This is a genomic window from Arthrobacter sp. Leaf234 (assembly GCF_001422665.1).
GTDB lineage: Bacteria > Actinomycetota > Actinomycetes > Actinomycetales > Micrococcaceae > Arthrobacter_D.
The window spans coordinates 638887-657162 of sequence record NZ_LMLU01000005.1 but is presented as its reverse complement, the minus strand read 5'-3'; the positions used below and the strand labels follow the sequence as shown (position 1 = coordinate 657162).

Below are 18276 nucleotides of genomic sequence, written 5' to 3'. Positions count from 1 at the left end.
GTCAGCGCAGCCCGGTGCTCCGCTCCAGCGCCAGCCCGATCAGTTCGTCGATGAGCTCGGTGTAGCCGAGACCCGATTTCGCCCACATCTGCGGATACATGCTGATCGGCGTGAAGCCCGGCATGGTGTTGATCTCGTTGATGACCAGCCGACCGTCCGGCGTGTAGAAGAAGTCAACGCGTGAGAGCCCCTCGCCGCCGATCGCGTCGAACGCCTCCCCGGCGAGGACCCGGACGCGATCGATGATGTCGCCCGGGAGATCAGCCGGACAGGACAGTTCCGCGGCTGCACCGTCCACGTACTTTGCCTCGAAGTCGTACCACGCGTGATCGCCCGGCTGCATCGCGATCTCGCCGGGCAGGGACGTCCGGGGGCCGTCGAGGCCCCGGCCCTGCAGCACGGCGACCTCGATCTCGCGGCCCTCGATACCGGCCTCGATCACCACCTTGGGATCGAAGGCCCGCGCCTTCTCGATCGCGGCGCGGAGCCCGCCGGCGTCCTCGACCCGGCTGATGCCCATCGAGGAGCCCGCACGCGCCGGCTTGACGAACAGGGGGAAGCCGAGGGCTGCGGCCCGCTCGCAGGAGTCGTCGGGGGCGGTGCGCCACTGCCGGTCCGAGACCACGGCGTAGGGACCCACCTCGAGGCCCGCGGCGGCGAACACCACCTTCATGAAGTGCTTGTCCATGCCGACCGCGGAGGCCAGCACCCCTGCGCCGACGTACCGCATGTCCGCCATCTCGAGCAGGCCCTGCAGGGTGCCGTCCTCGCCGAACGGGCCGTGGAGCAGGGGCAGCACCACGTCCACTCCGCCGAGGCTCTCGGGCACGGACCCGGGCGCGGCCACGAGGAGTTCCTGTCCCGCACCACCGTCGGCGGTACCCATCACCACGGCCTGCGCGGTCGCTGTCACCTCGGGCAGGACATCGGAACGAAGCGACCAGGCCGCAGGATCGGCCGAGACGAGCGACCACTGGCCGCTCTTCGCGATGCCCACGGGGATGACGTCGTAGCGGGAGCGGTCGATCGCCTCGAGGACACCCGCCGCGGTCACGCAGCTGACGGCGTGCTCGCTCGACCGGCCGCCGAACAGGACGAGGACGCGGGGCTTGGACGGGGCTGGAGTCTCGGTGGTCACGGTGCGTGATCGCCTTCCGGCTTGAGGTTGCGGGCCAGCAGCCGCGGCCCGAGGTCGTTGACGGAGAGGCGTCCCTGCAGCACGGCCACCACGCTCGCCGTGATGGGCATGTCGACACCGAGCTTCGTCGCGGAGTCGAGGACGGCATGCGCCGACTTGATGCCCTCCGCGGTCTGGTTCATGCGCACCGTCACCTGGTCGAGGGTCAGGCCCTGGCCGAGCAGGTGCCCGGCGGTGTGGTTGCGCGAGAGGGCGGAGGAGCACGTGGCGATGAGGTCGCCCATGCCCGCCAGTCCGGCCATGGTCTCGGGGCGCCCGCCCAGGGCGACGGCGAGGCGCGTGGTCTCGGCGAGGCCGCGCGTGATGACGGAGGCCTTGGTGTTGTCACCCATGCGGCGGCCCTCGCAGATGCCGACCGCCAGCGCGATCACGTTCTTGACGATGCCGCCGATCTCCACCCCGATCACGTCCGTTGAGGTGTACGGGCGGAAGTAGGAGGCCGTGCACGCGGCGGCGATCCAGGTCGCCGTGTCGTGGTCGGGGCACGCGACGACCGACGCCGTCGGCTCCTCCCGGGCGATCTCCATGGCCAGGTTCGGCCCGGACAGCACGGCGATCCGTTCGGCCGGCAGCGCGAGCTCCTCGGCGATCACCTCGCTCATGCGCGCGTCCGTACCGACCTCGAGGCCCTTCATGAGGGATACGACGACGGCGTGGGACGGGATGAGGGGCCGCCAGGCGGGCAGCTGGGCGCGCAGCGTCTGCGCGGGGACGGCGAGGACCACAAGGTCGCTGTCCACGAGGACGGCGTCGATCTCCGCCGAGGCGGAGACGTTGCCCGGGAGCCGGGTGTCCCCGAGGTACCGCGAGTTGCGGTGGTGCACGGAGATCTCCTCCGCCACCTCCGGGCGTCTGGACCACAGCACGACGTCGGTGTCCGGAGCCGCATCGGCCAGCACCTTCGCGAAGGTGGTCCCCCAGCTCCCGGAGCCGAGGACGGCGATCTTCCGGGGGGCACCGTCGGGGCGTACCGCGACGGCGTGGTGGGCAGTGCCGGGCGCGCCGGTCTCCGAATCGCTCACGATGCAGCTCCCGACTCTTCGGCGGACGGCGGATCCCCGGCGTTCCCGCCCGTCGCACCGATATCACGGCCGGTCGACGTCTGCTGCTTCGCGGCCGGATCCCAGCGCTCCGTGGGCGCCAATTCACCGCGCAGCTCGGCGAGCAGCTCCGTGATCGCATCGAGGATGCGCTCCGTCGCGGCGTCGAGGGTGGTGCGGGTCAGCGGGGCACCTCGGAACTCGCTGAGGTCCACGGGTTCACCGACCAGGACGCGGGCACGCTTGCGTGGGACCAGGTGGAAGCGCCTGGCGTAGCGGGGGAAGACCTCGTGGGCCCCCCACTGGGCGATCGGCACGACGGGCGCCCCGGTCTGCAGGGCGAGCCGCGCCGCACCCGTCCGCCCCTTCATCGGCCACAGGTCGGGGTCCCGGGTCAGCGTGCCCTCGGGGTAGATGATGATGCCGCCGTTGTCCGCGAGCACCTCGCGCGCGGCCTCCAGCGATCGGTTGGCCCCGGCGGAGCTGCGCTCCACCGGCACCTGGCGGATGACGCGCAGGATGGACCCGATCACGGGCACGGAGAAGAGCGACGCCTTCGCCATGAAGTGCGGCATGACACCCTGGTTGTACAGGAAGTGGCCCACCACGATCGGATCGATCTCGGTCACGTGGTTCGGGCAGACGATCATGCCGGTCCCCCGGGGGAGCCGCTCCTGGCCCCGCCACTCCTTGGCCATCATGGCGTTCATGACCGGCCTCACCCAGGAGGCGAGGAAGGTGAACATGGCGCGCGAACCCCGTGGTTCCCCCATGTGCCCGAACCGCCTAGGAGACTGCCACGGCGTCAGCCGGGGCATCCTCCGTGATGTCGAAGTCGGCGCCGAGGCCCTCGAGCTTGTCCTGGAAGCGCTCGTACCCGCGGTTGATCAGCTCGATCCCGGTGACCCGGGAGACGCCGTCGGCCGCGAGCGCGGCGATGAGGTGGCTGAAGCCGCCCCGCAGGTCGGGGATGTCGATGTCGGCCCCGCGGAGCTGGGTGGGTCCGGAGATGACGGCGGAGTGGAGGAAGTTGCGCTGCCCGAACCGGCACGGCACGCTGCCGAGGCATTCGCGGTGCACCTGGATGTTCGCGCCCATCCGGATGAGGGCCTCCGTGAAGCCGAAGCGGTTCTCGTACACGGTCTCGTGCACGATCGACACTCCCGCCGCCTGGGTCAGCGCGACGACGAGGGGCTGCTGCCAGTCGGTCATGAAGCCGGGGTGCACATCGGTCTCGAGGACCAGCGGCGAGAGCGGACCGCCCGGGTGGTAGAAGCGGATGCCGTCGTCGTCGACGTCGAACGCGCCGCCGATCTTCCGGTAGGTGTTGAGGAAGGCCGTGAGGTCAAGCTGACGGGCGCCCTCGACATAGATGTCGCCCTGCGTCACGAGGGCGGCGGACGCCCAGGACGCGGTCTCGTTGCGGTCCGAGATGGCCTTGTGGTTGTAGCCGGTGAGCTCCTTGACGCCTTCGATGCGGATCACGCGGTCCGTCTGCACCGTGATGATCGCGCCCATCTTCTGCAGGACGGCGATGAGGTCCATGATCTCGGGCTCGACGGCGGCACCGGAGAGCTCGGTGATGCCGTCGGCGCGGATCGCGGTGAGGAGCACCTGCTCCGTCGCGCCGACGCTGGGGTACGGGAGCGTCAGCTTCGCGCCGTGGAGGCCCTTGGGAGCGGAGATGGAGATGCCACCGGGACGCTTGTCGACGACGGCGCCGAAGTTGCGGAGCACCTCGAGGTGGTAGTCGATGGGGCGGTCACCGATCTTGCAGCCGCCGAGATCGGGGATGAACGCCTCACCGATGCTGTGCATCAGTGGACCGCAGAAGAGGATGGGGATGCGCGAGTCACCGGCGTGGGCGTCGATGTCCTTGGAGCGGGCCATCTTCGCGTCGCTGGGGTCCATGGTGAGGTCCCCGGTCACGGGATCCTTGGTCACCTTCACACCGTGCAGCTGCAGGAGGCTGGTGACGACGTCGACGTCCTTGATCTCCGGCACGTTCCGAAGGACCGACGGCGTGTTGCCGAGGAGAGAGGCGACCATGGCCTTCGGGACGAGGTTCTTCGCACCGCGAACGGATACCTTGCCCCTCAACGGAATGCCGCCGCGAATGGTCAGAACGCTACCCATGGATACCTAGTTTCTTCATACGTTGAACCCCCGCGGACTCGAAAATGCCCGTTACAAGCATAGGAGCACCACGGAGCAGACAGAAATACAAGGGTACTTGGTGCACTCCCTGTTCGGTGAGAGCAACCGGTGAGGGTGCGTCGTCATTCCTGTCCGCCGGTCGGCGACCCGTGACGTGCCCGACACCCCGGGCCGACAGTCCGAGCCGGCGCAGCGACCCACGCCGCAGCCGCTGCCGCCGGGCGGGACGCGCCGCTCAGGAGCGCGCGGGCAGCGTCAGGGGCTTGTGGGCGGGGCGCCGGGCCTCGAAGGACGTGATGTGTTCCTCCTGCCGCAGGGTGAGCCCGATGTCGTCGAGGCCCTCGAGGAGCCGCCAGCGCGTGTAGTCGTCGAGCTGGAAGGGTGCGCTGACCGCGCCGCACTGGACGGTGCGGGCCTGGAGGTCCACGGTCACCGTGGTGCCCGGTTCGTTCTCCAGCACCTTCCAGATGAGTTCGATGTCGTCCTGGGCAACCTGCGCCGCGACGAGCCCCTGCTTGCCCGAGTTGCCCCGGAAGATGTCCGCGAACCGGGAGGAGAGCACGGCACGGAACCCGTAGTCCTTCAGCGCCCAGACGGCGTGCTCGCGGGAGGACCCGGTGCCGAAGTCCGGGCCGGCGACGAGCACCGAGCCGCGCGTGTACGGCTCGCGGTTCAGGATGAACTCCCTGTCCTTGCGCCACTCGGCGAAGAGCGCATCCTCGAATCCGGTGCGGGTGATCCGCTTGAGGTAGACCGCGGGGATGATCTGGTCGGTGTCGATGTTGCTCTGGCGCAGCGGCACGCCGATCCCGGTGTGCGTGGTGATCTTCTCCATGGAACGGCTCCTAGGCAGCAGGGACGGAGGACGGGGTCGTGACGTGGACACCGGTGCCGCCGGGTAGCGGGCCGAGGTCCGACGGCGAACTCAGGGTGCCTCGGACGGCCGTCGCAGCGGCGACGACGGGCGAAACGAGGTGCGTGCGCCCACCCTTGCCCTGGCGTCCTTCGAAGTTGCGGTTCGAGGTCGAGGCGCAACGCTCCCCCGAGGCGAGCTGGTCGGGGTTCATCCCCAGGCACATCGAGCACCCGGCGAAGCGCCATTCTGCGCCGAAGTCCTTGAAGACGCGGTCCAGCCCCTCGGCCTCCGCCTGCAGGCGGACGCGGGCCGAACCCGGCACCACCATCATCCGGATCGCAGGATCCTTCTCGCGTCCCCGGATGATGTCAGCAGCGATCCGGAGATCCTCGATCCGGCTGTTGGTGCAGGAGCCGAGGAAGACGGTGTCCACGCGGATGTCCTTCATGGCCGTTCCGGGCTCCAGGGCCATGTACTCCAGGGCCCTGCTGCAGGCGGCCCTGTCGTTCTCGTCGGCGAAGTCCTCCGGTGCCGGGACGGACTGCGAGAGCGAGACGCCCTGACCCGGGTTGGTGCCCCACGTGACGAAGGGCTCGAGATCGTTCGCGTCGAGGAACACCTCGGCGTCGAAGACGGCGTCGTCGTCCGTGCGCAGTTCTCGCCAGTCGGCGACGGCGGCGTCCCAGTCCGCGCCCTGCGGTGCGTGCGGCCGCCCCTTCAGGTAGTCGAAGGTGGTTTCGTCCGGCGCCACCATCCCGGCACGGGCTCCCGCCTCGATGGACATGTTGCAGATGGTCATGCGCGCTTCCATGGACAGCGACCGGATGGCGGAGCCGCGGTACTCGAGCACGTAGCCCTGGCCGCCGCCCGTGCCGATCTTCGCGATGACCGCGAGAATGATGTCCTTCGAGGTGACACCCGGCTTCAGCGTCCCCTCGACCGTGATGCCCATCGTCCGGAACGGCTTCAGGGACAGCGTCTGGGTGGCCATGACGTGCTCCACCTCCGAGGTGCCGATACCCATGGCGAGGGCACCGAAGGCCCCGTGCGTGGAGGTGTGCGAATCACCGCAGACGACGGTGAGGCCCGGCTGGGTCAGGCCGAGCTGCGGACCCACCACATGGACGATGCCCTGCTCGGCGTCGCCCAGCGAGTGCAGGCGGACGCCGAACTCGCGGCAGTTGGCCCGCAGGGTGTCGATCTGGGTGCGGCTCGTGAGATCGGCGATCGGCTTGTCGATGTCGATCGTCGGCGTGTTGTGGTCCTCGGTGGCGATCGTCAGGTCTGGACGTCGCAGCGGTCGCCCGGCGAGGCGGAGACCCTCGAAGGCCTGCGGGGAGGTCACCTCGTGCACGAGGTGCAGGTCGATGTAGAGGAGGTCGGGCTGGGCCTCGGCGCCGACCACGTCACCCTTGCGGACCACGTGCGCGTCCCAGACCTTCTCTGCCAGTGTCTTGCCCATGACGGTCGTCCTCACTCTGTTCCTCGATGTCTCCCCGGGCTGTTCCCCGAACGTGTTGGTCGCAAGGGGGCCCCGGTGCCACCCACTCAACCAGCGCCGGCGGGTCAGGGCCAGCCGGACGGCTTGCGTCTCAGATAATGAGACGGCAATATCATCCTATGGACAATTCTAGCGGCGTCGGCGTCATCGACAAGGCCGCGCTCGTACTCGACGCCCTCGAAGCCGGACCCACGACGCTCGCCCAGCTGGTGTCCTCGACGGGCCTCGCACGGCCGACGGTCCACCGTCTCGCGCTGGCCCTCACCCACCACCGGCTCGTGGGCCGTGACATGCAGGGCCGCTTCGTCCTCGGCAGCAGGCTCGTCGAGCTGGCGTCGGCAGCCGGTGAGGACCGCCTGATCGCCGCCGCGGGGCCGGTGCTGCTGGGTCTCCGCGACGCGACCGGGGAGAGCGCGCAGCTCTTCCGGCGGCAGGGCGACTGGCGCGTCTGCGTCGCCTCCGCCGAGCGGCCGGTGGGCCTGCGGGACACCATCCCCGTCGGCACACAGCTGTCCATGCGCGCCGGGTCGGCGGCCCAGTGCCTGTTGGCCTGGGAGGACCACGACCGCCTCCTCAAGGGCCTGCAGAACGCCCGCTTCACGCCGACGGTCCTGGCCGGGGTCCGACGCCGGGGCTGGGCACAGAGCCTCGGCGAGCGGGAGGCCGGAGTCGCCTCGGTGTCCGCGCCGGTCAGGGGACCCTCCGGCCGGGTCATCGCCGCCGTCTCGATCTCGGGACCCATGGAACGGCTGACGCGGCAGCCCGGCCGGATCCATGCGGAAGTCGTCTCCGATGCCGCCCGGCAACTCACCCTGGCCGTGGGCAAGGCCTCCGACTGACATGGCCGCCGAGACACCAGCGGACTCCCCGCGGCAGGACACGGCCCCTCCTCTGCCGGCCCCCGGCCTCGGGAGCGACGGCACGGCGCCGGCTTCCGGGACGGACCTCCCGGGTGGGACGGCGCCGTCCCACCGTTACGCCGTCTTCCTGCGGGGCGTCAATGTCGGCGGGATCACCCTGCGGATGGCGGATCTGCGGGAACTCCTCGCCGGGTTGCCGCTCCGGGACGTTGCGACGGTCCTCGCGAGCGGCAATGCCACCTGTACCTCGGATCTCGACCCGCAGGCGTTGAGGACGGCCGTCCAGGACGCCCTGCGCCGCCGCTTCGCGTACGAGGCGTGGGTCGTCGTCGTCGAGCACGGCGACCTGGTGACCCTGGCGGCATCCGTGCCGGTGGGGGCCGCCGACCCCGGAGGCGATCGGACGGCTCGTGCCGCGACTCCCGATCAGCACACGTACGTGACCTTCTTCACCGACCCTGCCGAGCGCGACGCACTCCTCGCGGAGGCGCGCGATCTCGCCGACCGCCCCGTCCTCCTCGAGGGCGCTCCCGCGGTCACCTGGTGCTCACCGAAGGGCAGCTCCACCGACGTCCCCCTCGCCAGGATCCTGGCGCGGTCCCGCTACGCCGCCGTCTCGACCACCCGCAACATCAACACCGTGCACAGGGTCCTCCGGCTGCTCGACGCGTGACGGGACGCCAGGACGCACCGGGTCGACGAGGAGCGGCACAATGGGACCTGTCGCCGGAGGGCCGAGCGGCGTCCGGATGTACGAGCCGGCGCGCGGATCCCTCCGCCCGCGCCAACCCCGGAGAACCAGCAGAAGGACAGACATGCGCCTCATCGCCCAGGATTGCTACCGCCTCGAACACCAGAAGGGGTCGCACGGTTTCGTCGTCGCAGGTGCGGGACGCGCTGCCGTCATCGACCCGGGGATGACGTCAGGGTTCGACGGCGTCCTCGCGGAGCTGCGCGCCAACGAGGAGATGACGGGCCGCATCACCGATATCGTCCTGACCCACTACGACGTCGACCACGCACAGGTGGCCGCCAAGCTCCAGGCGGCCCTCGGAGCGACCGTGTGGATCGGTGCGGCGGACGCCGACGTGCTCCGCGGACGGCTGGCGCCGAAGACCCTGTTCCGGAAGCTCCTGCAGAGGATCGCCCGCGTGACACTCCCGGAGGGTGCCCGGGAGCTCGACGGCTCCGGCGAGATCTTCTCGGGCCTGGAGTACCTGCCGGCGCCGGGTCACACACCCGGCCACTACGCCTACCAGTGGCGTGGGATCCTGTTCACCGGCGATGCTGCACTGGTCGGAGCGGACGGCACGCTCCGCGACTTCTACGCCCCGCTGATCAACGACCGGGCGGTCGCCGCCCGCACCGTGCAGCTCCTCGCCGAACGGATCCGCACGAGGTCGGTCGAGTGGGTCTGCTCCGGCCACAGCCCGATCGCCCGCACCGCGTCCTCCTGATACCGGGGGCGCGCTGGTCTTCTGCGCGCGTCCCGACCGGCCGGTTCCACTGGTCGTCCTCACTGGTCGTCCTCACCGGGCGTCCTCACCGGCCGACCCCACCGGCCGACCCCACCCGCTGTCCCCAGCGCCGGTTCTCAGCGCCGGACAAAGCGGCCCGCACGGCGGAACCGAAGGCGTTGCACCGCTGCACCTCCCCGGCGACGGGGAGCAGCACCACGTCGTCGGCCACGCGTGAACAGGCTGCGAGGAGTCGCCGGCGCACGCGGGAGGCGCGCCGGGCTGCACCCCAGCGCGCCAGGAGTGCGGCCAGGACCGCGAGCAGGAGTCCCGCGGCGAGTCCCCCGAGGATGAGCAGGGTGGGGACGGGGAAGCCCTCGACGCGCGGGACGTCGATGGCGGGCAGCTGGAGGAACCCCAGGACGGCGAGCACCCCGAGCCAGGCCAGGCCGGCGACGAGGGCCGCGAAGGCCACCCACTGGAGGACCCCGAAGACGCTCCACCAGGCTCGCCGGCCGGTCTCCAGGTCCGTACCGGTGACGGCAGAATCGAGGTCGTCGGTGACGTGGTCCGCGGTGCCGCGGGCCGCATCGCGGATGGACGTACGCCACGGCTCGACGGCGTCCCCCGCCGCTGCATCCCCGAAGACCCGCAGTGCGTGGTCGACGCGCGCGCGCTGTGCCGGCTGCGCGAACGGCAGCGAGGACGTCCGCAGCTCGGGTGCGAGGTCGCGGGACCGGAGGTTCAGGCGGCGCAGCGGATCGGGGCGTAGCCCGGCGATCCAGCGGGTCACGGGCCAGCCGGCAATGGCGTGGGCGTCACGGCGATAGGAGCTGCGCACGGCGTCCACCACGACCTGCACGCCGGCTGCCGTTCCGAGTTCGTCGCCCAGTGCCTCCCGCGCTGCCTCCGACGGCGGCCGGATCGGCTGATCGGGGGCGAAGGGCACGAGCTCGGCGGCGGATCGGGCGGCATCGGCGGCCATCCTGCGTGTCGCTGCGGCGCGGGTCTCCGCGAGCGCACGGATCTGGTCCGCCAGGACATCGATGCCGAGCCCTGTCCTGGCCGAGACCGGCACCACCACGACATTCCGCAGCCCCTCGCCGGCGAGGATGGCCGAGAGGGACGCGGTGACGGCCCCGACGTCCTCCGGCTCGAGGCGGTCCACCTGGTTGAGCGCCACCAGGGTCACCGCCTCATGGGTGGCGAGGTCGCGGAGGAAGTCGTGGTGCAGGGCGGCGTCCGCGTACTTCTGCGGATCCACGACCCACAGCAGGACGTCCACCTGCCCGGTCAGGCGGGCCACGACTCCTCGGTGCGCGAGGGCTGTGGAATCGAAGTCCGGCAGATCGAGCAGGATCAGCCCCGGAATGCTGTCCGACGGCTCGGCAGGTGGCGCCGGTGGCGCCGTGTGGACGGTCGACGGCGCAGCCGGACGGCGCCGCAGCCGGCGCAGGAAGCCCCTGCGGGGGGCACCATCCGCGCCGCCGGAATCCCGTCGTGCCGCCTTCGTCCCGATCGCGCGCGCGCCACTGCCCGCGCCACCGGTCGCACGGGTACCTGCATCGGAGGAGGGCTGATCGCGGTCGCCGTGGTTGCGGACAGCAGCGCCGGCCCCGACGTCGTCGTGCCCGTCGTCGATCGCGGCCCCCGGGACCAGCGGCGTCCCTTCGGGTAGTTCCACCCGCTGCCGCACATCGAGCCAGTCGAGCAGTTCGTCGCTCCCGTGCCGCCCCCAGACGAGGGCCAGGGGTTCCGACGTCGTCGGGCGACGGGCGGCCACGCGGGCCGCAGCCGTGCCGCTCAGCGCGTTCACCAGGGAGGACTTCCCGCTGCCGGTCGGACCGAACACCCCGACGACGGTGTGGTCGGCGGACAGCGAGCGGCGCACGCCGGCCCGGTCCAGGGCGACGGAGAGCCGCTGGAGGTGGTCCTCCGGCAATCGGTCCAGACCGAGCTCGTACGCGTCCTGCAGGTGGTCCAGGACGACGGTGAGCGTCGTGGCGAGCGGCGCCTCCACCGCGGTATTTCCGTGCCGGCTCACGCCTCACCCTCCGCCGACGGGTACTGCCCTGCGGGCAACGCCGTGCGCAGCCTGCGCGTGAGCACCCGGAGGGATTCCGCCGGGGTCTGGTGCGTCAGGGGCGCCAGCGACGCCTCGAAGGGAGCGCGCTCCTCGCGGAACAGTCCCTCGACACGGGCGGCGAGGTTCGTGCGCGCCGTCGCCGTGAGGCGCCGGACGGCGTCGTCGCCGAAGACGGCCTCGAGCAGCTTCTGTCCGGCGATGGCCGAGGCGCCCGCGATCCCGAGCTCACCGCCGGTCAATCCACCGGTCGAGGCGAAGACCACCACCATGAGGGCGACGGCGATCCCGTTGACGCCGAAGGAGAGCATCCTCGCCGTGAAGCGCTTGTCCGCGCCCTCCGCCTGGACCAGGCGGAGGAGGTCCTGCTGCCAGGCGCGGATCTCGCGCGCCACCTGCACGCCGACGTCGTCCGCACGCCACGGAGGGACATCCCGCAGCAGTGTGGCACCGGCCTGGTCCGAGCGCCACCGCCGTCGCGTGGCCTCGTCCGCCCGGGCCGCCTGCTCCGTGATGACGGTCTGCAGACCGCTGCCGATCGCCTCGGCGACCGTCGAGGCGGGCGCGGGCCTGCCGGTGAAGAAGGCCGTCACACGGTCCCGTGCGCGGCCGATCCTCGTCTCCAGGCCACGCATGAACTCACCGGTCCCGACGAAGTCCTGCCAGCGGGCCAGGACCTCCCCGCGGAGCAGCCTGCCGTCCTCGGTCGCAGCGAGGACGTCGGCGAGCGCATCGCGGTACGCGGCATCCAGCGACGCCCGGAGGGAGTCCCCCACCGCCTGTTCCTGCAGGACCGCGTCCGCGATGGCATCGATCCGTCCGGCGAGGGCGCGCATGGCTCCCCCGACGGTCCTTCGGGCGATGTCGCGGCGGCCCTCCGCGTCGGCGGCCAGGGCCTGCAGCCAGCGGGAGATCGGCTCCACCGTCTCCGGCGGGAGCATCCGTGTCGCGTCGAGCCGCACCTCGGGCACGACGAAGATGGGGGCATGACCGAGGTTCTCTGCCGCGAGCAGGGTGAGGAGGTCACCGCGGATCTCCTCCTCCACACCGCTCGGTACGCGGTCGAGCACGACGGCCACGAGCACGTCCCTCCGTCCCGCCTCCGCCAGCAGCTTCCACGGCACGGCATCCGCATAGCGGTTCGCCGTCGTGACGAAGATCCACAGGTCCGCTGCGGCGAGGAGCTGCCCCGCGAGCCGGCGGTTCTCATCGGCGATGGAATCGACGTCGGGGGCGTCGAGCAGCGCGAGTCCTGCGGGGAGGCCGGGCATGGGCCGCAGGAGCAGGGTGTCCGCCCCCGTGGCCCGGTGGAGCTGTGCGCGGCCCGGATCGATGGCCGGGCTTCCTTCCTGCAGGCCCTCGTCGGCGGCCAGGCGTACCCGGCTCAGGGTCGGCAGGATCCGCGCGTCGTCGAACCACGCGCCGTCGTCGGGATGGTGGAGGAGCAGTGGCTGCCGCGTGGTCGGCCGGACGGCGCCCGTGACGGAGACCGGTCGGCCCACGAGCGCGTTCACCAGCGTGGACTTCCCCGCACCGGTCGATCCCCCCACCACGGCGACCAGGGGTGCATCGAGGCTGGCGAGCCGAGGCAGGATGTAGTCGTTCAGCTGGGCACGAGCGGCGGCGGCGGAGGATCGCGCCCCGACCGAGGTCGGCAGGTCCAGGGGGAAGGTGAGCTCCTCCAGTGCTCCACGGACCTCCCGGAGGAGGGCTGGGAGCCCGCGGGCGTCGCCGGCGGGAGAGGGTGCGCTCATGGACCCATCATGCCAGCCGCCCCCGGGGCCGGCTGGAGCAGGGCGCGCGGCCATCGGACATCCGCCCGCTGTCTCCCCCGGCGCGCGGTTGTGGTTAAAGCAGAACGTCCCGGGCATCGTGGTGATGTCCGGGACCTTCCGTGATGTCCGTGAGGACTGCTGTGACCCCAGCGGGATTCGAACCCGCGTTACCGCCGTGAGAGGGCAGCGTACTAGGCCGCTATACGATGGGGCCAGTACTTTTCCATCTTACTCGAACTTCTGACTGCTTGTGCCATCCTGCCCGCGAGGGCCGGAGTGCGCTGGGGTACCAGGACTCGAACCTAGAATGTTGGTACCAGAAACCAGTGTGTTGCCAATTACACCATACCCCAATGGCACTTCTCGAAGCCCTGAACCTGCCGGGTTTCGCTCGCGTAACCGCTCCGCGCCGAGATATAACTTTACCGGACGGAGGGCAGGAACTGCAAAACGGACGCCAGCCCGCTGATCCACGGCACGGGGAGGTCGGGTCCGTCGGGCGCATCGGCGACTCCCGTACCGGTCCCCGATCGGTCCAGCCAGATCCCGCGCAGCCCGGCGTGCTGAGCGCCGACGGCGTCGATGAGCCGATTGTCGCCCACGTACAGCGTCCGTGCGGGATCCGTGCCCAGCAGGCGCGCGCCTTCGAGGTAGATCGCCGGATCCGGCTTCGCGACGCCGACCGTGTCGATGCCGACGAGGACCCGGATCCGTTCGAGCCCCGCGCGGTCCAGCTTCGCCCGCTGGTAGCCGTGCACGTTGTTGCTCACGGCACCGTAGGGGATGACCCTGGCGTCCAGGGCGTCGAGGAGGGGCGCCACGTCGTCGTACGGCCTGAAGTGCAGCGGGAGCGTCTGCTCGTACGCCCGCACCCACGCGTCGGCCATCCGCCCGAGGAAGGGCTCGGGCGTGAACCCGGCCCGGGCATGGCGCACGCGGTGCACGCGCTGCTCCTCGAACGTCAGCTCGCCGGCGAGGAAGCGGTCGTAGTGGCGCTGCGGGTCCGTGGTGTACAGGGCCTTGTAGCGGACCCAGTCGTCGTCGCCGAGGTGGTCGAGCGCCGGATCGGGGATGGCCTGCAGGGTCTGCCCCATGGCCCGCTCGAGATCGACCAGCGTGTCGTCGATGTCGAAGAGGACGCCGTGCACCGGCGCAGGCCCAGGGCCCTGCCCGCCGCGGGGAGCGGACGTCATCACGCCTGCTGGACCGTCGCCTGCAGGGCGCGCACGCGGGCGATCGAGGACTCGCGTCCGAGGATCACCATCGATTCGAACAGCGGCGGCGAGATCCTGCGCCCCGAGATCGCGGTGCGCACCGGACCGAACGCGACCCTCGGCTTCAGCCCGAGGGAGTCGACGAGGGCGGTCCGCAACGCTGCCTGCATTGGCTCCGCCTGCCACTCGGCGCACCCCTCGAGCGCCTCCAGCGTCGCGCCGAGCACCTCGCCCAGGTTCTCCGGCAGCCCCTTCCGCGCATCGTCGGCGATGTCGATCGCGTCGTCGGCCTTGAAGAGGAAGGCGAGCATCTCGGGTGCCTCACCGAGCAGCGTGATGCGTTCCTGGATCAGTGGCGCGGCGGCCGCGATGATCCTCAGCTCCTGATCCGTCGGTTCGGCACCGATGACGCCGGCCGCTGCCAGATACGGCAGGAGGCGGCTCCGGAACTCGGCGGGATCGAGCAGGCGGACGTGCGTCCCGTTGATGGCCTCGGCCTTCTTCAGGTCGAAGCGGGCCGGGTTGGCGAGGACGTCGCGTACGTCGAACTTCTCGACGAGCTGCTCCACGGAGAAGATGTCCTCGTCGGCGGACAGGCTCCAGCCGAGCAGCGAGAGGTAGTTGAGCAGCCCTTCGCGGATGAAGCCGCGCTCTCGGTGCAGGAACAGGTTCGACTCGGGATCGCGCTTGGAGAGCTTCTTGTTGCCCTGGCCCATGACATAGGGAAGATGTCCGAACAGCGGCATGTACTGCGCCACCCCGACGTCGATCAGGGCACGGTACAGGGCGACCTGGCGTGGGGTCGAGGAGAGCAGGTCCTCGCCGCGCAGGACATGGGTGATGCCCATGAGGGCGTCATCCACGGGATTGACCAGCGTGTAGAGGGGCGCGCCGTTGGCGCGGACGACGGCGAAGTCCGGGACGCTGCCGGCACGGAAGGTGATCTCCCCGCGCACGAGGTCGGTGAAGGTGATGTCCTCGTCCGGCATGCGGAGTCTGAGGACAGCAGGACGGCCGGCCGCACGGAATCCGTCCTTCTGCTCCTCGGTGAGGTCGCGGTCGTGGTTGTCGTACCCGAGCTTCACGTCTCGGCCGGCGGCGCGGTGGCGCGCCTCGACCTCCTCCGGGGTGGAGAAGGATTCGTAGAGATGCCCTGCTGCGGTCAGCCGCTCGATGACGTCGCGGTAGAGCTCGCCGCGCTGCGACTGGCGGTAGGGTCCGTTCGGACCGCCGACCTCGACGCCCTCGTCCCAGTCGATGCCGAGCCAGGTCATCGCCTCCAGCAGCTGCTGGTAGCTCTCCTCGCTGTCGCGCGCAGCGTCGGTGTCCTCGATGCGGAAGACGAGCGTGCCGCCCGTGTGCCGCGCGTAGGCCCAGTTGAAGAGGGCCGTCCGAATGAGACCCACGTGGGGCGTCCCCGTCGGCGACGGGCAGAATCGGACCCTGACGGGCGTGGCATCGGTGACGGTGGGGAGGTCTGCGGCAGTAGTCATGATGGTCCCAGTCTAGGCGGGACCTCCCGTCGCGGATGCGTCGTCGGGCCGGTTGGGCGCGACGACGCGGCCCGTCAGCGGCGCGCCGGGTTGGACAGCCGGCCGATGCCCTCGATGTCGACGTCGAACCTCTGGCCGTCCGTGATCATGCCGACGCCGGCGGGGGTTCCGGTGAGGATGATGTCACCGGGCAGGAGGGTGAAGGCCTGGGAGACGTAGGCCACGAGCTCGCGTGCCCCCCAGATCATGTCGCTCGTGGAACCGTCCTGGCGGAGGTCGCCGTCGAGGGTGCCGCGCACGGTGAGGTTCTCGGGATCGAGCTCCGTCTCGATCCAGGGACCGATGGGGCACGAGGTGTCGAAGCCCTTGGCCCGGGCCCACTGGTCGTCCGTCTTCTGCACGTCGCGCGCCGTCAGGTCGTTCGCGCAGGTGTAGCCGAAGACGACGTCGTCGACGCGTTCGAGCGGGACGTCCTTGCAGATCCGGCCGATGACGACCGCGAGCTCGGCCTCGTAGGAGATCTGGTCCGAGAACGACGGCAGCATGATGGGATCGCCGGGGCCGATCACGGAGGTGTTCGGCTTGAGGAACATCAGCGGCGCGGCCGGTGTCTCGCTCCCCATCTCCTGGATGTGGTCGGCGTAGTTCCGTCCGATGCCCACGACCTTGCTCCGCGGGATCACCGGTGCCAGCAGCCGGACGTCCTCGAGCGCATGGCGGGCACCCGTGAGCTGGACGCCGCTGTAGAAGGGGTCGCCCTGGATGACGGCGACCTCCTCGTTGCCGGCGGAACCGTCCACCACACCGAACATGGGATCGTCGTCGACGACAAAACGTGCAATTCGCATGCCGCCAGCCTAGCCTGAGCCATCGCCACGGGCCGTGCGGCGGGTACCGCCGAGCGTGCTCCACGGTTCATCCACGATGTGTGCGCCCGGTCGACGACACCCTGCGCGCGTCGTCGACCGGGCGTTAAAAGGCGATACCGCGGGCACTCCCTCCCCACAAGAGGGTGCCCGCGGTATCAGGTCTACTCTGCAGACTCGCTCCGCTGTCCGATGAGGATCAGGGGAAAGAGCGAGTGCGCTCAGTAGGGCCAGTAGTTGACGCGATCGGTCGACGAGACGGGGGCAACGGCACCCGACTTGGCGGGGGCGGCCGTGGCGACCGCCGCGGTGCCGGAGACGAGGAACACGGAGAGCATGAGGGCGGAAACGAGGCGCTTCATAGTGGACATCCTTCGGGGGATAACAGTGGTTGAAGCAGGTGCCTGCGGTACCACAGCCTGCTATGAAAACATCGTAAGCCACTCCAGTCACTTTGGTAACAGTTCTTGCGTCAAAACTGCCCTTTTCCTTGGTTTCGATGATTTGGCGACGAAAAGGAACCAATATGGTGGTCACAGGTGGAAGAAATCGACGGCGGGGGTCAATCGTGGCGTTGCAGGACGGCCGGAGTGAACAGCTCATGATCGAACTCCAGGCGCGGGAGGCCTGGAACCAGCGCGATTATGCAACCGCCCAAAGTCTCGCAGGCCATGCAGCGGCCCTTGCACGGACGATCGGCGACGAGACGAGTTGGTGGAATGCCACATTCCTCATCGCCGAGGCCTTGAGGAAACAGGGCCTGATGCAGGATTCCACCGAGATCGCCGAGGGCCTCGAGAGCCATCCCCTGACGGTCGGGTCCCAGGCCCTGAGCGCCAAGGTCGCCACCCTGAAATCCTTCGCCCTGCAGGGCAGCGGCAACCTCGGATCAGCGGTCGAGGCAGCAACCCGCGCGGTCGAGCTCGCGCGGGCGGCGCCCGACGGCCGCGCCATCGAGATCGAGGCCCAGAACGCGCTCATCGCCGCCCTCGCCGACAGTGACAAGCTGGAGGAGGCATGGCAGGAGTGCCAGCGCCTGGCCGACCTGCTGTCCGCAGAGCCGAGCAGTCAGACGACCGGGCTGGGGTACTGGGCGATCGGGAACGTCGCCTTCCTCCAGCGCCACATCAGCGAGGCCGTGTCCTACCACCAGCTCGCTGCCCGGGACCTCTCCCCCAGCAATGATCTGGCCCTGTGGGCACGCTTCAACCTCGGGTCCGCACAGTTCAGGATGGATGCGGGCCTGACCGGACCCGAGACGCTCGAGTGCATCGAACGGGCGGAGATGGCGGGGTCGATCGTCGGCGGCACCGAACGTGACCGGCTCGAGTTGAGCCTGAGTCGTGCCCAGTGGCTCGTCCTGACCGGGCAATCAGATCTGGCGATCGACCGGCTGACGGCGATCGTCGATCACAAGGATCTTCTGGCCTTCCACATCGCCGCCCAGGCCCATCTCCTCATGGGGCAGGCCTTCCTGGCCACCGGCGCGAGAGCCGAAGCGATCGGGAACCTCGAAGTCAGCGAGGGGCTGTTCCTGCAGTCCGGTGCCGCAGACCGCGCGGCGACCGCCCGCGGTCTGCTCCAGGGCATGGACGCCGCCCTGGGCTGAGCGGACGCTCCCACCGTGCCCGCGGACGTCAAGGACCGATCGCGGGCGTCCTCGGTGGCTCATCCTGCTGGCCGTGCCGTACAGTTCTTCTCAGGCCCTGGTCGGGCTGGGCGTTTTCCCCCATTACTCCCACCCCGGCCGGGGCTCCTGCGTGTGCGGACGTGGCT

16 protein-coding genes and 2 tRNA genes are annotated in these 18276 nt (G+C 70.2%); 4 read left to right on the top strand and 14 right to left on the bottom strand.

From position 1 onward, the window contains the following. Window position 1 precedes the first annotated feature (1 nt). The 6 genes from ASF21_RS10740 to leuC form a co-directional block, all read right to left on the bottom strand. The gene (locus tag ASF21_RS10740) at window positions 2–1138 is read right to left on the bottom strand and encodes a D-alanine--D-alanine ligase family protein (RefSeq protein WP_055770587.1); all 1137 of its coding nucleotides are present in this window, start codon (window positions 1136–1138) and stop codon (window positions 2–4) included. Then, window positions 1135–2142, bottom strand: coding sequence for an NAD(P)H-dependent glycerol-3-phosphate dehydrogenase (locus ASF21_RS10735; RefSeq protein ID WP_235498918.1), 1008 nt, complete (start codon window positions 2140–2142; stop codon window positions 1135–1137). Before ASF21_RS10735 ends, ASF21_RS10740 begins: the two co-directional genes overlap by 4 nt. Window positions 2143–2216: 74 nt before the next feature. Continuing rightward, window positions 2217–3011 (bottom strand): lysophospholipid acyltransferase family protein, encoded by a 795-nt coding sequence (locus ASF21_RS10730; RefSeq protein WP_055770581.1) that lies wholly within the window; start codon window positions 3009–3011, stop codon window positions 2217–2219. A 13-nt stretch (window positions 3012–3024) separates the two neighbouring features. After that, window positions 3025–4374 (bottom strand): UDP-N-acetylglucosamine 1-carboxyvinyltransferase, encoded by a 1350-nt coding sequence (gene murA, locus ASF21_RS10725; RefSeq protein ID WP_055770578.1) that lies wholly within the window; start codon window positions 4372–4374, stop codon window positions 3025–3027. Window positions 4375–4630: 256 nt separating this feature from the next. After that, a complete protein-coding gene (leuD, locus tag ASF21_RS10720; RefSeq protein WP_055770574.1) occupies window positions 4631–5230 on the bottom strand; it encodes a 3-isopropylmalate dehydratase small subunit in 600 nt (199 codons plus the stop codon). A 10-nt stretch (window positions 5231–5240) separates the two neighbouring features. Further along, the gene (gene leuC, locus ASF21_RS10715; protein ID WP_055770572.1) at window positions 5241–6713 is read right to left on the bottom strand and encodes a 3-isopropylmalate dehydratase large subunit; all 1473 of its coding nucleotides are present in this window, start codon (window positions 6711–6713) and stop codon (window positions 5241–5243) included. Between the two features lie 158 nt (window positions 6714–6871). Here leuC and ASF21_RS10710 point away from each other — a divergent pair, with 158 nt between their 5' ends. From ASF21_RS10710 to ASF21_RS10700, 3 genes are all read left to right on the top strand, one after another. After that, the gene (locus ASF21_RS10710; RefSeq protein WP_055770569.1) at window positions 6872–7591 is read left to right on the top strand and encodes an IclR family transcriptional regulator; all 720 of its coding nucleotides are present in this window, start codon (window positions 6872–6874) and stop codon (window positions 7589–7591) included. Between the two features lies 1 nt (window position 7592). Next, complete coding sequence (locus tag ASF21_RS10705) at window positions 7593–8285, top strand: DUF1697 domain-containing protein (protein WP_055770567.1); 693 nt, start codon at window positions 7593–7595, stop codon at window positions 8283–8285. Window positions 8286–8427: 142 nt separating this feature from the next. Then, window positions 8428–9069 (top strand): MBL fold metallo-hydrolase, encoded by a 642-nt coding sequence (locus ASF21_RS10700; RefSeq protein WP_055770565.1) that lies wholly within the window; start codon window positions 8428–8430, stop codon window positions 9067–9069. An 85-nt stretch (window positions 9070–9154) separates the two neighbouring features. On the opposite strand, the gene ASF21_RS17160 is transcribed toward ASF21_RS10700, so the two are convergent. From ASF21_RS17160 to ASF21_RS16860, 8 genes are all read right to left on the bottom strand, one after another. Further along, window positions 9155–10975, bottom strand: a complete 1821-nt coding sequence (locus ASF21_RS17160) for a GTPase (RefSeq protein ID WP_414826627.1) — start codon at window positions 10973–10975, stop codon at window positions 9155–9157. Between the two features lie 134 nt (window positions 10976–11109). Further along, on the bottom strand, window positions 11110–12906 hold the full coding sequence (locus ASF21_RS10690) for a dynamin family protein (RefSeq protein WP_055770560.1): 1797 nt from the start codon (window positions 12904–12906) through the stop codon (window positions 11110–11112). A 162-nt stretch (window positions 12907–13068) separates the two neighbouring features. Further along, window positions 13069–13141, bottom strand: a tRNA-Glu gene (locus tag ASF21_RS10685). Between the two features lie 67 nt (window positions 13142–13208). After that, window positions 13209–13280 (bottom strand) — tRNA-Gln (locus ASF21_RS10680). Between the two features lie 69 nt (window positions 13281–13349). After that, the gene (locus ASF21_RS10675) at window positions 13350–14120 is read right to left on the bottom strand and encodes an HAD family hydrolase (RefSeq protein WP_055770557.1); all 771 of its coding nucleotides are present in this window, start codon (window positions 14118–14120) and stop codon (window positions 13350–13352) included. Further along, window positions 14120–15634 carry a glutamate--tRNA ligase gene (gltX, locus tag ASF21_RS10670; RefSeq protein ID WP_055770554.1) on the bottom strand — a complete coding sequence of 505 codons (1515 nt, stop codon included), beginning with the start codon at window positions 15632–15634 and terminating at the stop codon, window positions 14120–14122. Before gltX ends, ASF21_RS10675 begins: the two co-directional genes overlap by 1 nt. A 74-nt stretch (window positions 15635–15708) precedes the next feature. Beyond that, a complete protein-coding gene (locus ASF21_RS10665) occupies window positions 15709–16482 on the bottom strand; it encodes a fumarylacetoacetate hydrolase family protein (protein WP_055770550.1) in 774 nt (257 codons plus the stop codon). 239 nt (window positions 16483–16721) lie between these two features. Next, complete coding sequence (locus ASF21_RS16860; RefSeq protein WP_157365851.1) at window positions 16722–16862, bottom strand: hypothetical protein; 141 nt, start codon at window positions 16860–16862, stop codon at window positions 16722–16724. A 239-nt stretch (window positions 16863–17101) separates the two neighbouring features. Here ASF21_RS16860 and ASF21_RS10660 point away from each other — a divergent pair, with 239 nt between their 5' ends. After that, complete coding sequence (locus ASF21_RS10660; protein WP_055770547.1) at window positions 17102–18109, top strand: hypothetical protein; 1008 nt, start codon at window positions 17102–17104, stop codon at window positions 18107–18109. The last annotated feature ends 167 nt before the right edge of the window (window positions 18110–18276 follow it).